The 14,174-nt window shown below is 42.0% G+C and carries 16 protein-coding genes and 1 riboswitch; of the genes, 9 read left to right on the top strand and 7 right to left on the bottom strand.

The genetic code is table 11. The annotated features are described in order from the left end of the window. The first annotated feature begins 23 nt into the window (after positions 1–23). From DK415_RS07965 to DK415_RS07955, 3 genes are all read left to right on the top strand, one after another. Positions 24–527 (top strand): LPS-assembly lipoprotein LptE, encoded by a 504-nt coding sequence (locus DK415_RS07965; protein ID WP_109433169.1) that lies wholly within the window; start codon positions 24–26, stop codon positions 525–527. Continuing rightward, entirely contained in the window at positions 527–1,567 is a 1,041-nt protein-coding gene (holA, locus tag DK415_RS07960) for a DNA polymerase III subunit delta (RefSeq protein WP_109433168.1), read from the top strand. The genes DK415_RS07965 and holA overlap by 1 nt, the downstream gene beginning before the upstream one ends. A gap of 100 nt (positions 1,568–1,667) precedes the next feature. Next, the gene (locus DK415_RS07955) at positions 1,668–1,928 is read left to right on the top strand and encodes a DUF5339 domain-containing protein (protein ID WP_032998009.1); all 261 of its coding nucleotides are present in this window, start codon (positions 1,668–1,670) and stop codon (positions 1,926–1,928) included. A gap of 60 nt (positions 1,929–1,988) precedes the next feature. Here the strand turns inward: DK415_RS07955 and mutT are convergent, their stop codons facing one another. The 3 genes from mutT to secM form a co-directional block, all read right to left on the bottom strand. Further along, positions 1,989–2,387, bottom strand: a complete 399-nt coding sequence (gene mutT / locus DK415_RS07950; RefSeq protein WP_032998008.1) for an 8-oxo-dGTP diphosphatase MutT — start codon at positions 2,385–2,387, stop codon at positions 1,989–1,991. Positions 2,388–2,473: 86 nt separating this feature from the next. Beyond that, positions 2,474–5,182, bottom strand: a complete 2,709-nt coding sequence (gene secA, locus DK415_RS07945; RefSeq protein ID WP_109433167.1) for a preprotein translocase subunit SecA — start codon at positions 5,180–5,182, stop codon at positions 2,474–2,476. A 75-nt stretch (positions 5,183–5,257) separates the two neighbouring features. Beyond that, positions 5,258–5,575 carry a secA translation cis-regulator SecM gene (gene secM, locus DK415_RS07940; RefSeq protein ID WP_109433166.1) on the bottom strand — a complete coding sequence of 106 codons (318 nt, stop codon included), beginning with the start codon at positions 5,573–5,575 and terminating at the stop codon, positions 5,258–5,260. Positions 5,576–5,666: 91 nt separating this feature from the next. Between secM and DK415_RS07935 the strand changes: the two genes are divergently transcribed. Continuing rightward, on the top strand, positions 5,667–5,978 hold the full coding sequence (locus DK415_RS07935; protein ID WP_109433165.1) for a DciA family protein: 312 nt from the start codon (positions 5,667–5,669) through the stop codon (positions 5,976–5,978). A gap of 39 nt (positions 5,979–6,017) precedes the next feature. After that, a complete protein-coding gene (locus DK415_RS07930) occupies positions 6,018–6,425 on the top strand; it encodes a MerR family transcriptional regulator (RefSeq protein WP_109433164.1) in 408 nt (135 codons plus the stop codon). A gap of 65 nt (positions 6,426–6,490) precedes the next feature. Here the strand turns inward: DK415_RS07930 and DK415_RS07925 are convergent, their stop codons facing one another. The 3 genes from DK415_RS07925 to nadR all read right to left on the bottom strand — a co-directional run bounded on the left by DK415_RS07925 (position 6,491) and on the right by nadR (position 9,796). Further along, positions 6,491–7,714, bottom strand: coding sequence for an aromatic amino acid transporter (locus DK415_RS07925; RefSeq protein WP_109433163.1), 1,224 nt, complete (start codon positions 7,712–7,714; stop codon positions 6,491–6,493). 111 nt (positions 7,715–7,825) lie between these two features. After that, positions 7,826–8,512: a metallophosphoesterase family protein gene (locus DK415_RS07920; protein ID WP_109433162.1), complete on the bottom strand. Its 687-nt coding sequence runs from the start codon at positions 8,510–8,512 to the stop codon at positions 7,826–7,828. Positions 8,513–8,524: 12 nt separating this feature from the next. Next, positions 8,525–9,796 (bottom strand): multifunctional transcriptional regulator/nicotinamide-nucleotide adenylyltransferase/ribosylnicotinamide kinase NadR, encoded by a 1,272-nt coding sequence (gene nadR / locus DK415_RS07915; protein WP_109433161.1) that lies wholly within the window; start codon positions 9,794–9,796, stop codon positions 8,525–8,527. A gap of 234 nt (positions 9,797–10,030) precedes the next feature. Continuing rightward, a riboswitch (FMN riboswitch) is annotated at positions 10,031–10,178 on the top strand. Positions 10,179–10,286: 108 nt separating this feature from the next. Between nadR and ribB the strand changes: the two genes are divergently transcribed. Beyond that, positions 10,287–10,931 carry a 3,4-dihydroxy-2-butanone-4-phosphate synthase gene (gene ribB / locus DK415_RS07910; protein WP_109433160.1) on the top strand — a complete coding sequence of 215 codons (645 nt, stop codon included), beginning with the start codon at positions 10,287–10,289 and terminating at the stop codon, positions 10,929–10,931. A gap of 69 nt (positions 10,932–11,000) precedes the next feature. Here the strand turns inward: ribB and tusA are convergent, their stop codons facing one another. Continuing rightward, positions 11,001–11,240, bottom strand: a complete 240-nt coding sequence (gene tusA / locus DK415_RS07905) for a sulfurtransferase TusA (RefSeq protein ID WP_006719522.1) — start codon at positions 11,238–11,240, stop codon at positions 11,001–11,003. 101 nt (positions 11,241–11,341) lie between these two features. On the opposite strand from tusA, the gene DK415_RS07900 reads away from it, so the two are divergent. Genes DK415_RS07900 through hemG form a run of 3 tightly spaced genes read left to right on the top strand, consistent with a single transcriptional unit; the run spans position 11,342 to position 13,926 of the window. Next, positions 11,342–11,938: a YigZ family protein gene (locus tag DK415_RS07900; RefSeq protein ID WP_239305714.1), complete on the top strand. Its 597-nt coding sequence runs from the start codon at positions 11,342–11,344 to the stop codon at positions 11,936–11,938. A gap of 12 nt (positions 11,939–11,950) precedes the next feature. Next, positions 11,951–13,414 (top strand): TrkH family potassium uptake protein, encoded by a 1,464-nt coding sequence (locus tag DK415_RS07895; RefSeq protein WP_109433159.1) that lies wholly within the window; start codon positions 11,951–11,953, stop codon positions 13,412–13,414. Beyond that, positions 13,414–13,926, top strand: a complete 513-nt coding sequence (gene hemG / locus DK415_RS07890) for a menaquinone-dependent protoporphyrinogen IX dehydrogenase (RefSeq protein ID WP_109433158.1) — start codon at positions 13,414–13,416, stop codon at positions 13,924–13,926. Before DK415_RS07895 ends, hemG begins: the two co-directional genes overlap by 1 nt. Positions 13,927–14,174: the final 248 nt, after the last annotated feature.

The raw sequence follows: 14,174 nt of genomic DNA, 5'->3' as shown, positions 1-14,174 counted from the left end.
GGTCGATTTTTAAGGTGATTTTTATGTTTAAACAGCTCAAATCCTTACTTCTTACCGCCAGTGTTTTTGCTTTATCCGCTTGCGGATTTCACTTCCAAAACGGTGAATTGATTCCGCAAGAATTGCAAACCTTACACTTGGAAAGTAGCGATCCTTATAGTGACATGGCGGTATCTATGCGTCGTCAATTACAGTTGAATAATGTTAATTTGGTGGAAGCTAAGGCGGGTGTACCGGTTTTACGTTTGAATAAGACAACGACATCTGAGCATGTGGTTTCTATTTTTAAACAAGGTCGTGAAGCAGAAAAACTATTAGTTTTAGATGTGGAAGCCAGTGTGAAATTGCCAAATAAAGAGGCTTTCCCAATTTCGACTAAAGTGAATCGTACGTTCTTTGATTATTCACGTGCCGCCTTAGCGAAATCATCGGAAAAAGAGGTGATTTGGCAAGACATGCGCGAGCAAGCAGCACGTCAGTTAATAAACAAAATGGTTGCCTTGCAACATCAAATCCAACCGAAATAATGAACCGTTTATTTCCTGAGCAACTTATTCCTTCGTTAGAGCGCAAATTAGCTGCGCTCTACTTTTTAGTGGGGGAAGATCCTCTATTAATTGAAGAAAGTCTGGATGCCATTCAACAAGCGGCAATGAAAGCGCTATTTGATGAAAAAATAGGGCTAGAAATTAACGCCTCCACCGACTGGAATGACTTGTTCGAGCGGGTGCAATCTATGGGCTTATTTTTCAATAAGCAGACTATCGTATTAGATTTACCTGAAAATTTGACCGCACTTTTACAAAACAAACTATCAGAGTTTATCTCTTTACTGACGCCTGATGTGTTGCCGGTGTTTCGTTTTGCTAAGTTGACCAAAGCTATGGAAAAACAAGCATGGTTTGTAGCGGCTAACCAATATGAACCGCAAGCTGTCGTCATTAATTGCCAAACACCAAATGCGGAACAACTGCCTCGCTGGGTGGTTAATCGGGCAAAATCGTTGGGGTTAAGTATTGAGCAGGAAGCGGTGCAGTTGCTTTGTTATAGTTATGAAAATAATCTGTTGGCACTCAAACAAACGCTGCAATTACTGGATTTATTGTATCCTGATCGTAAATTGACGTTTGCTCGTGTTAATAGCGTGGTGGAGCAGTCTTCGGTATTTACCCCGTTTCAATGGGTGGATGCCATGCTGTCGGGGAAAGCGACTCGCGCTTGCCGGATTTTAAATGGTTTAAAAGAGGAAGATGTTCAGCCGATTGTTTTATTACGCACGTTGCAGCGGGATTTAATGACATTATTGGAACTTGGCAAAACTGAGCAACGACCATCGCTTGATTCGTTATTACCTACCTCTCAGCTGCGTGAACACTTTGATCGTTTAAAAATATGGCAGAACCGCCGGGCGTTGTTTACGCAAGCCGTCCAACGTTTAACTTACCGTAAACTTTATCTTTTCTGTCAACAGCTGGCGGAAGTTGAGCGTAACGCAAAGCAAGAATTTAATGATGATGTTTGGCAGCAACTGGAAGCGTTGTCTATTGAGTTTTGTGGTACCTCATAATGCCTAATGGTTATTATTTTTTCTCTTTTATCGCTAAAATTCGTATAATAGACCGTCGCCTGACTTGAGGCGATATTTTCAAACCATTATGGAGAAAAAAATGAAAAAACTATTAGTTGCAGTATTATTATCCGGTTTTGCAATGTCCGCATCTGCAGGCTTATCTAAAAGCTGCGAAGCATATTTTGCTGAAATCGATTCTTTTGTGAGTGCAGCACCTGCAGCACAACAAGCGATGTTGAAACAACAATATGACGCAAGCAAACAACAATTATCTGCTTTGCCAGAAGCTGCACAAGAGCAAGCTTGCTCCCAAGCAACTGAACAATTAAAACAAGTTAAAGCGGCAATGGGCAAATAATTAAGCTTTTTGTTTTTCTCAAAGACCCAACAATTGTTGGGTCTTTTTTATGGGCGAGAGTTAAGATTCGGCTAATAAACGTTGAATGAGTTTGGCATTTGCCGGAGGGAATTGACCGGCATCCAGTTCGTTTTGTGCCAACCAGAAACCTTCTTGTCCCTCACGCCCAAAGGGCTCGCCAACCCATTCTTCTACCAGATAAAAAAAGAAAGAAATCACTTTAGTTGGGTATTCAAATTCAAAACGCTCAAACAGCTGTGCATTGAGTACCACAATACCGATTTCTTCTTCTAGTTCCCGTTTTAATGCCTGTTCCGGTGTTTCACCTTTATCGACTTTGCCACCAGGAAATTCCAGCGATTGAGCAAAATCTTGACCTTCCAGGCGTTGGGTTAAATAAATTTGCCCGAATTCGTTACGAATAATCCCTGCTGCAACCTGTACAAGCGGTTTCCTCATTTTTCTATCCTTCACTGAATCTTCATGAAAAAAAGTGCGGTTAAAAATTTAATTGTTTTTCTAACCGCACTTTTATTTATTTCCAATTAATGTCTGGCACGACTGCCGTGGCAATGTTTGTATTTTTTACCGGAACCACATGGACAAGGTTCATTACGCCCGATTTTATGGTGTTCTTCCACCTCATTTTGAGCGCCTTGTTCATCCTGTGATTCTTCATTGTGATACTGCATTGCTGCCGCCTCGCGCTGAGCCAATTCTTGACGTAAACGTTCTGCTTCTTCCATTTCCTCTTGTGTGCGAACTTGGACGCGACTTAAGGTGGTGACCACGCTTAATTTCAAGGCATCCAACATTTCGGTAAACATTTGGAAAGACTCTTTTTTGTACTCTTGTTTTGGATCTTTTTGTGCATAACCGCGTAAATGAATACCACGGCGTAGGTGATCCATCGCAGATAAATGTTCTTTCCAAAGTTCATCTAGGGTTTGTAACATCACGCCTTTTTCAAAATTGCGCATAGTTTGTTCACCGGCCAATTCTTCTTTGCGTTTATATTCATCCGTAGCCGCTTGAATAATACGCTCACGCAAGGTTTCTTCATGCAGATGATTGTCTTCATCCAGCCATTTGGTAATAGGTAAATCCAGCGCGAAATCTTGTTTTAAACGTTGTTCCAATGCCGGCACATCCCATTGTTCTTCCAGTGATTGTGGCGGAATGTATTGATCGATAACGCTGTTGAAGACGTCCTGACGAATCGCATCGATAGTATCGGAAATATCGTCATTTTCTAACAATTCATTACGTTGTTCATAAATCGCATGGCGTTGGTCATTTGCCACATCATCAAATTCAAGTAGGTTTTTACGCCCATCGAAGTTGTGTGCTTCCACTTTGGCTTGCGCAGAGGCAATGACTTTTGCCAACAGCTTAGATTCCATGGCTTCGCCTGCGTTGCTGAAGGCTTTACGCATCATGTTAAGTTTGCCTTCGTTAAGGTAAATACGCATTAACGCATCGTCTAAGGACAAATAGAAGCGAGAAGAACCCGGGTCGCCTTGACGGCCGGAACGACCGCGCAACTGGTTGTCGATACGGCGGGATTCGTGGCGTTCTGTACCGATAATATGCAAGCCACCGGCTTGTTTTACAATGTTATGGCGTTCTTGCCATGCGGCTTTGATCGCCTCAATTTGTTCTGCTGTTGGATTTTCCAGTTTATCCACTTCCGCTTTCCAGTTACCTCCCAACACGATATCGGTACCACGTCCCGCCATGTTGGTGGCGATAGTAACGGCTCCCGGATAACCTGCATTGGCGACGATTTCCGCTTCTTGTGCATGGAATTTGGCGTTCAACACATTGTGTTTAATGCCGGCTTTATTCAGCGCATTGGAAAGCAGTTCGGATTTTTCAATGGAGATTGTACCGACCAAAACAGGTTGGTTACGTGCCACACAATCTTTGATGTCCTCAATAATGGCATCAAATTTGTATTCTTCCGTTTCAAACATCACATCAGTGCGATCATCACGGATCATCGGACGGTTGGTCGGAATGACGACGGTTTCTAAGCCGTAGATTTTTTGGAATTCAAAGGCTTCTGTATCTGCCGTACCGGTCATCCCCGCTAATTTCTCGTATAAACGGAAATAGTTTTGGTAAGTGATAGAGGCGACAGTTTGGTTTTCGCTTTGAATGCGAACCCCTTCTTTGGCTTCGATGGCTTGGTGTAAGCCGTCCGACCAACGACGACCTGCCATCGTACGACCGGTGTGTTCATCTACGATAACAATCTCGCCATCTTTTACAATGTAATCCACATCACGTTCAAATAAGGTATGAGCGCGAAGTGCCGCCATAACGTGGTGTAACAAAGAAATTTTAGACGGTGAATAAAGGGATTCGGTGTCTTTCATGAACCCATGTTCAATTAACCATTGTTCGCATTTTTCTTGTCCACGTTCGGTCAAATAAGCTTGTTTGGTTTTTAAATCCAACGTGTAATCGCCGGTACCTTGATATTCTTCGGTATCTTCTTTGTCTTGTTTAATTAAGACAGGAATCAATTTGTCGATAGCAATATACAGTTCGGAGCTGTCTTCTGCCTGACCGGAAATAATTAACGGCGTACGTGCTTCATCGATTAAGATGGAGTCCACCTCATCCACCAATGCATAGTAAAGATCTTTTTGGAAACGTTCTTGCGGTGAATGCGCCAAGTTGTCACGTAAATAGTCAAAGCCTAGCTCGCTATTGGTGGCATAAGTAATGTCCGCTGCGTATGCTGCGCGTTTTTCTTCCGGTGACATGCCCGGCACGTTTACGCCGACAGTCAGACCTAAAAATTCGAATAATGGACGGTTGGTTTCCGCATCGCGGCGGGCAAGATAGTCATTCACGGTAACCACATGTACCGCTTTGGCCGGTAATGCGTTTAAATAGCAAGGCAATGTCGCGGTTAAGGTTTTCCCTTCACCGGTACGCATTTCCGCGATACAGCGACTGTTAAGCACCATACCGCCGATAAGTTGCACGTCGAAATGACGCATACCAAGCACACGTTTACTGGCTTCACGCACAGTAGCAAATGCTTCCGGCATTAAACTTTCCAAGGTCGCGCCTTGTGCTAAACGGTCACGGAATTCCGCCGTTTTGGCTTTGAGTTGTTCATCGCTTAACGCTTCGTATTCCGGCTCAAGTTTATTAATTTTGACGACGATTTTATTGAGGCGACGTAAAACACGATCATTACGACTGCCAAAAATTTTGGTTGCAATAGTTCTAAGCATAATTTTTTCTTTTAAAAACAGATAAATGAAATAGTTTAATGATATTAAACGATGGCGTAAATTAGATAGTCGAGGTTAAATGAATGCAGGCCCGGCGCGAATTGGCGCGTTAGGCATAAAAGGCGAACGCGTAAAGTGCGGTTCGTTTTGGGAGAGAATTTCAACTGCCGGTAAGGTATGTTGCGGTTGAAATTGTTGCTGGCGGGTTTGTTGTAATAAAGACACCGCCGTTAAAATTTGAGGCGCATTTTGCTGTTGCGTATTTTGATAGTTTTCATTACCAACAGAGGCCGGATAATTCAGTTCCTGCGTAGTGGGCAAAACAAAAATCGCCAGCATGCCGAGGAGCAGTCGCGACCAAAAATTGTGTTTGCTTTTGTTGGAAATAATCATAGGGATTTCACTATCAAAAAATTGTCGGTATTGTAGCGGAATTTCGCTACAATGTCATAAATATTAGGGCAGAGAGGCGGAAAACAAGGCAATGCGTTATCAAAAACCGATCAACATTCACACCTTATTGCAAGATTCACCCTTGGCGAAAATGATGCAAAAAGGCGTTCGATTGAATGCATTAAATCAGCAAATGAAAGATTTCTTCCCCGCTGAATTCGCCGGGTTGTATCGTATTGCCAATATTGAACAACAGAGTTTGCGCATTGAGGTGGCCAATGCCATGGTTCGCCAAAGCTTTTTGTTTCGCCAACAGGCATTATTGGCTGTTATTCAGCAGCAGTTGCCGGAAATTACCGAATTAATTTTTTACATTAACCCTGAATTTCGTTCTGAGGCATAAAAGTGCGGTATCTTTTTCAGGTGTTTTTACGGAGATGAGATGAAAATAGGGAAGTTAGCCAAAGCAGTTGGCTGTAGTGTAGATGCCATTCGATTTTATGAACAAAAAGGCATCATGCCACGCCCGTTGCGTTCTGCCGGTGGTTTCCGTTTATACACTGACGAACATTTGCAACGGTTGTCATTTATTTGTTATTGCCGATCTTTGGATATGTCCCTGGAAGAAATCAAATTGCTCTTAAGTTTGGACACTGCATCGGAACAACAAAAAACAGAAATTAATCAATTACTCGATCGGCATATTCAAGATATCGCCAAGCATATTCACCGATTACAGCATTTGCGCATGAATTTGTTACAGTTAAAACAGCAATGTGGTGAGTCTAAGCAGCAGAATTTACTGCAGATCTTGCAACGTAGTCATGCGAAGTTTAGACCAATAAAATAATTTGAAACGCCATAAAAAAGCACCGCACTTAGTAAAAAAGTGCGGTGCTTTTTTTATTTATTTTTTTAGCCGATAACTTGCGGGAGAACACCGGCTTGAATCAGGAATGGGATAACGATGATTAAAATCCCAATAAGCAAAGCGACAACCAGTGCGAAGTTTCCACCGGCAACGCGATAAGGTAAATTTTTATGTTGTTTTCTTGTGCGCCATGCTAATCCGATAGGCAAAATGAGACAGTAGAAAGCACACAATAAACCGGCATAACCTAATGCTGCCAAGAAGCCATTTGGATAGAACAGGGCGAATAGCAACGGCGGAATAAAGGTGGTGATGGTTAAGCTAATTCTGTTTGCCGGCATTTTGGCGCGTTTGAATAAATCATTGAGCCCTTCAAATAAGCCTAATGCCACACCTAAGAAGGAGGTGATTAAGGCAAGCGAGTAAAAGACACTTAATACGTTACTCAAACTGCCGGTCAGGGCTTTGATGGCGTTAATTAAGCCGGTGAGCGTCGGATTGTCTTTTAATACTGCGACAAATTCACGTTGGCTTAAAATGCCGTGAGTCGCGAGCTGCCATAATAAGTAGGCAACTAATGGAATGGATGTGCCGATAATAATGGCGTTTTTGAAACGTTTTACATCGCCATCTAAGTAGCTATTGATGCTGCCCATGACCACGTGGAAACCGAAAGAGGTAAAGAAAATCGGGGCGGCGGATAAAATCAATGCATAATCCAACGGCTTTTCCATGAGGTTCTCAAGGCTAATGCGGGGCAACATCATGGCTAATACAAGAATGAAGATGATGATTTTGCCGGAAAAGAGTAAACGGGTAATGCCATCAACACCACTGGTACCAATGACGACAAAGGCACCAAGAAGCACGGTGAAAGCAAGAATAGACATTTTCAGCGTGTTGTCATTTGAACCGAATAAATCTGTCGGTAATACGTTAGCTAATAATGAACCACCGCCGGTCATATAGGCAGCCGATAAGGCGTAAAGGAGAACAAACAAAGAGACCGTAGAAATGACGCGTCCTGGCATGCCGAAGTATTTTTCTGCTAAGGTGGCGACACCGTCATCTTTACGTTGTGCGGTTTGATACACTTCTACAAACAACAATCCGCTGTAAGCGAGAAGTAACCAAAGTCCGAACAACAAGGCGGCAGTAAAGCCAAAGCCCATGCCGGCAGATGTTAATGGCATGGCTAACATGCCGGCGCCAATAGAGGTTCCTGCGATAATTAAGGCACTGCCCAAGGTTTTATTTTTTAACAACATAAAAAATCCTAAAAGGTAAACGAGTAGGTAACATAAAATAACCCTATCAGACCTATAAATAAATAGCTTTTATGCAAAGTGCGGTCAGATTTTTGGGGATTTTTGAGAAAATTATAAATTTCGGTCATCAACGCCGATATGGAGGTAGTTGCCTTGTATATCACATAAGCTGCGAAATCCTACGTTGATAATTTGATAACTTTGTTGTGCCGGTGTCGTATATTGAAAATTTTCGTGGTGATGGCCGTGATAAATTTGTGTGACGCCCATTTTTTCAGCCAGTTGATTGATGACGGCAAAACCTGACGGATGCGGTTTTGGCGCTTCATGACAAATCAAAATGTCGGCTTGCTGTTGTTCTAACACTTCAATATCTGAAGGGAAAATCGAGGTGCGGTGACGTAACGGCACACCGCCGCGCCAGATTTTTTCTTGTGGACAATATTGGCAATAATGAATTGGGTCAAAGAAAAGCGGTTTGTTTGGTGGCATCCAGATTTGCCCACGAAACACGCCGCCAAGTCCTGCGATGCGTTTCCCTTGAATTTCTTGTACCCGACCATGTAGGCTGCGCGTATGCCATTCTGTTCCCCAAAGGGATTCAAAGGCAGCAACGGTTTTACTGTCATGGTTACCGTGAATAAACCAAAGATCCGCATATTGCGCCAGTTTTTCCAACGGTTCCGGGGTGGTGAGTTGTAAATCGCCAAGAATGACCAATGCCACATCCTTATGTTCTTTGATGAACGGATAAAGGTGGTCAAAACTGCCATGGGGATCGCCTGCAAATAAAATCATAGTCTCTCTAATTTAAAAAATGGAATGCCCATGCTCGCTATTGAGTTCGGGGAGTTCTTCTTCGTTGAGTATCTTTTCAACGATGGCTTTAACTTGATTGTAACGGTCTAAATAACTCGGTGATTCAATTTCAATGTAAGGCACTTTGTATTTATCTAACAATTTTTTGAGTAAATGTTGAAAACGTTGTCGTTGTTTTTGGCTGCCTAAACTGCGTAAACCATCGTCCACCCATTGGGTATTATTGTTAAGTAAAATAGTCACGTCAAAAGGGTATTCTTTAATCATGGAATCCAAAAATGGATGCGCTTTACCTTCATACTGAATGCAAAAGGCCTGTGTTGTAATAAAGTCCGTATCAATAATCGCCACTTTATGCGCATGACGCACAGCATAGTCAATGTAGCGTTGATGCCCCAAGGCCATTTGTGGATAGTCGGAATATTGCATTGCCTGTTCGTCACCGCCCAGTTGTTCAAAGACGAATTCACGACCATATTCCCACGCAGACGTGGTGTTAAATACGGTGGCCAGTTTGCTCACCAATACGCTTTTCCCGCTGCTTTCGCCGCCCAAAATTGCAATGGTTTTAGAGAAGAATGGGCGTACTTCTTTCGGGATAAATTTCCAATAATGGAACGGTTTATTACGAATTTTTGTAGCAGAAATATTAAAAAATTCTCGTTCAGGATCGACCAAAGAAACTTCTAGATTTAAATACTTTTCATAAGGTGCTTTGTCTTGAATTTCGCTACTGAATACGATACTAGGTTCAAATCCTTTTTCTTTAAATAAGTCCTTCACGCGTTCAGCCCAAGCCGACCAACCATTTGGATAGCTTGGTAAACCGTCTTCAATTAAATGGTGAATGAAAATCTGGTTCTTTTGATATTTAAAAATTTGTTGCATCCAACGCAAGCGATCTTGCACCGTTGGCATACGTTTCATTTTGCTGTCGTAAAAGAGTTTCAAATCGCGTTCGGTGTCGCTACACACAATCACATGTACTTCATCAACTTTACTGAACGCTTCATAAATCATATTAATATGACCGGTATGCACAGGATAAAACTTACCGAAAATAACACCGACTTTTTTATGATTCGGCTCGGTAATTTGTAGTGCACGATGAATCGCACTCAGTTTGTTTGCGCTTGGGTTTTTAATTTTTCCGCTCACTAACTGATTGAAATAAGCGCGGGTGATATTGGCGCGTTGGCAAATATCATTGACCTTGAGGTTTAGTTGTTTACGTTTTTCTTGTAAATAATAAAAAGCGGACATACTCATCTCCTTATGAAAGAAAGCATGGGCAAAAGTGCGGTCGAGATTTATCGTGTTTTTACGCAAGTAGTTTAATGATGAAGATGCGTTAATACAGGAATATGTTGTATAACATGCACTATTTTGAGGGATCTAGCATAGATGCCTCAATTTGGTGAATGATTTACGCTATTGTATGCAAATCAGCTCTAAATAAAAACATTTTTTCTTCATTTGCTTTGCGCTATACTGTGCCCGCATTCTCAGGGCAGGGCGAAATTCCCTACCGGTGGTAAATATGTTTAAACATAAAGCCCACGAGCGTTTGCCTTTATAGGCAAAGTCAGCAGATTTGGTGTAATTCCAAAGCCGACAGTAAAAGTCTGGATGAAAGAGAATTTTAGCGACTTAATTTATTAGGTTGCTCTTGTTGTTATATGCGATTGGTATTGGCAGCACTCCCTCATCAGCCCTGGTTCTGGTATCTCAAGTTTTAACGAAGGAATTTACTATGAATCAGTCATTATTATCCCAATTTGGCACCGCAGAAGAACGCGTTATTAACGCAATCAATACCTTTAAACAAGGCCATGGCGTGCTTGTTCTTGATGATGAAGATCGTGAAAATGAAGGCGATCTGATTTTCCCGGCAGAAACCATGACTCCCGAACAAATGACGATGTTAATTCGTTATGGTAGCGGCATTGTGTGTTTATGTATTACGGATGAATTGTGCCAACAATTAGCCTTACCACCGATGGTGTCTGATAACACCAGTGTGAATAAGACGGCGTTTACGGTGACGATTGAAGCGGCGAAAGGCGTGTCCACCGGTGTTTCTGCAGCAGATCGTGTGACAACGATTAAAACAGCGATTGCCGATGGCGCAAAACCGGCAGATTTACACCGTCCGGGCCATGTGTTTCCATTACGTGCGGCAAATGGTGGTCTGCTGGAACGTCGCGGGCATACAGAAGCGTCAGTTGAATTAGCTCGTCTTGCCGGCTTTAAACCTGCCGGGGTGATTTGTGAAATCACGAATGATGATGGTACGATGGCAAGAGCACCGCAGATCGTCGAATTTGCGAAAAAGTTTGGCTATGCAGTGGTGACAATTGAAGATTTAGTTGAGTATAAATTACAACAAAAATTGTGATGAATCTTTGATGGAAAGTGCGGTGGGTTTTAGAAACATTTTTAAAACCCACCGCACTTTTGTTTTGGGTTATTTTCCTTTTTTCACCCAATAGCGATAAGGCATTTGATCCGTTTCGCTATGTAGCAACGTATGATCCATAAATTGGCAGAAACTAGGAATATCACGAGTTGTTGCCGGATCATCGGCAAGCATCAACAGTACGTCGCCTTCTTGTAAATGGCGAATGTGTTTGCGTATCAACATGACCGGTTCCGGGCAACGTAATCCAATCGTATCAAGTGTTTGAGTGATTTTGATATTATCCATCTTTGCTATTTATTAGGAAAAATTACGGGATATAATACAGAAAGTATGATACAAAATCAGCAAAATTCCTTAAGCGCATCAAACGTATGATTGAATACTGAATTCCGAAAAGTGCGATAGATTTTTCCGAAGAAATTAAAAAAAGCCGCTTTATTACTTATTTGCAACATACGGAAGGCTTGGAGCAAGCAAAAGCGTTCTGGGCGGAAATTAAGGCATTGCATCCAAGTGCGCGTCATTGGTGTTGGGCAGCTGTTGCCGGTAGTCCGAATGATTCTCAACAATTTGGATTTTCTGATGATGGCGAACCGAGCGGTACTGCCGGAAAACCGATGTTAGCCGCGTTGCAAGGGAGTGGATTGGGTGAAATCAGTGCGGTGACGGTGCGTTATTATGGCGGTATTTTGTTGGGCACCGGTGGATTGGTTCGCGCTTATAGTAGTGGGGTTCAACAAGCATTAAAATTGTTGGAAACTGACACGAAAGTGAACTATACGCATTATGAAGTGCGGTGCGATTATCCACAGATTAGCGGACTGCAGGCGTTATGTGAGCACCATGCGGTGTTGATTTTGGAACAAGATTTTCAGGCTCAGGTTACGTTACGTTTGGCGATTCGCCCGGATAAATTCGCATTTTTTCAGCAAGCGTTAACGGAACGATTCGCGGGGCAGTTAGGTTTAGTAAAAATAGAATAAGAGAGATTTTTAGTGCATTTTTTATCCATTTTACGCATTGTCGGGATTTTAGTGATGTGCTTTTCCTGCACCATGTTATTGCCTGCATTTGTCGCGTTATTATACGGTGATGGCGGCGGTAAAGCCTTTATTCAATCCTTTGTGATGAGTGCGATTGGCGGTGCGATCCTTTGGTGGGCTTGTCATGAACATAAGGAGGAATTGCGTTCGCGAGAAGGTTTTTTAATTGTTGTGGCTTTTTGGGTTGTTATGGGAAGCCTCGGTGCCATTCCTTTTATTCTCTCTGATAATCCGGATTTAACCGTATCTTCTGCCTTTTTTGAAGCTTTCTCCGGTTTAACAACCACCGGCGCAACAAATATTGTTGGGTTAGATAATCTGCCGAAAGCGATTTTGTTCTATCGCCAGTTATTACAATGGCTTGGTGGGATGGGGATCATTGTATTAGCGGTGGCGATCATTCCTTTATTAGGAATCGGTGGTATGTCTCTTTATCGGGCGGAAATTTCGGGGCCGCTTAAAGAAAACAAAATGCGTCCACGTATTGCCGAAACCGCTAAAACTTTGTGGCTTATTTATGCTTCTTTAACTCTACTTTGTGCCTTTGCCTACTGGCTCGCGGGCATGTCACCTTTTGATGCGATTACCCACAGCTTCTCTACCGTTTCTATCGGTGGTTTTTCGACACATGATAGCAGTATGGCGTATTTTAATAGTCCGGCCGTCAACCTTATTACCGTTGCTTTTTTACTGATTTCTGCTTGTAACTATGCGCTGCACTTCAATGCGTTTTCTAATCTTGGTAAACGGAATATTTTTGTTAGTTATTTTCGCGATCCGGAATTTCGTTTCTTTATGTTTATTCAGATCGCTTTGGTGACGATCTGCTTTTTTATGTTATTAACCAATCATCATTTTGATGGGACTTTCAAGAATCTTGAACAAGCTGCTTTCCAATCCGTATCGATTTCAACGACAGCAGGTTACACCACATCTAGCTTTGACCAATGGCCATTATTTTTGCCTATTCTACTTTTATTTGCTTCTTTTATTGGTGGATGTGCGGGTTCTACAGGCGGCGGTTTAAAGGTCATACGCATTTTAGTTCTTTCGCTACAGGGAAAACGTGAACTTAAACGCTTAATTCACCCGACGTTGGTGTACCCCGTCAAACTGGGCAAACGAGTCCTTGATGAACGAGTGATACAAAGCATTTGGGCGTTCTTTTCTGCCTATTTACTGGTTTTTGTGGTGTGCTTACTAGGGGTTATCAGTTGTGGTGTTGAAACGTTCGATGCGTTTAACGCGGTTATTGCCTGTTTAAATAACCTCGGACCGGGTCTTGGTTCGGTGAGTAGCAATTTCGTCAGTATTCCCGATAGCGCTAAATGGATCCTCACTTTAACTATGGTTTGTGGACGCTTGGAAATTTTCTCACTATTAGTCTTATTTACACCGGCATTTTGGAAATCCTAATGAAAACACTTATCTTATATTCAACTCGTGATGGACAAACTAAAAAAATAGCCAACTACATTGCAGGAATTATTCACGAAAATGTTGATGTGAAGTCAATTACTGATATGTATGAGTTGGCTAATTATGATCGCATTATTATCGGGGCCTCGATCCGTTATGGGCATTTTAATAAAGCGCTTTATAAAACGTTGGAAAAACACACCGCACTTTTGAACCAAAAAACTACGGCTTTCTTTGGGGTCAATTTGACTGCACGAAAACCCGAAAAGTCGACACCAGAGACGAACGTTTATGTGCGTAAATTTTTACAGCGTATTACCTGGAAACCGACAATGTCAGCCGTATTTGCCGGTGCGTTATTTTATCCACGCTACAATTTCTTTGATCGTATTATGATTCAGTTCATTATGCGAATTACGGGAGGCGAAACGGATCCAACGAAAGAGATCGAATATACGGACTGGCAAAAAGTACGGTCATTTTCTGAGGCGTTTTTGCAGCTAAAATAAGCGAATTGTATTTTTTCTAACCTATTGATAAGAAAATGCAAAAAATTGCTTGATCCATTTATCTTGACCCCTATAATACGCCTCCGCACCGCAAGGGAGAAAAAATAAATAAATTTTTTCTTGACGATAAATGGAAACTTTACTTATAATTCGCAACCTTGCTTATGCAAATGTTCTTTAACAATCAATCAGACAAACTGTGTGGGCACTTGAAGATTCGTTTTTATCATTAAAGATTTTAAAATTGA

It is taken from the genome of Aggregatibacter segnis, assembly GCF_003130075.1.
Classification (GTDB): domain Bacteria; phylum Pseudomonadota; class Gammaproteobacteria; order Enterobacterales; family Pasteurellaceae; genus Aggregatibacter; species Aggregatibacter segnis_A.
This window is presented reverse-complemented; position numbering and strand designations above follow the sequence as displayed.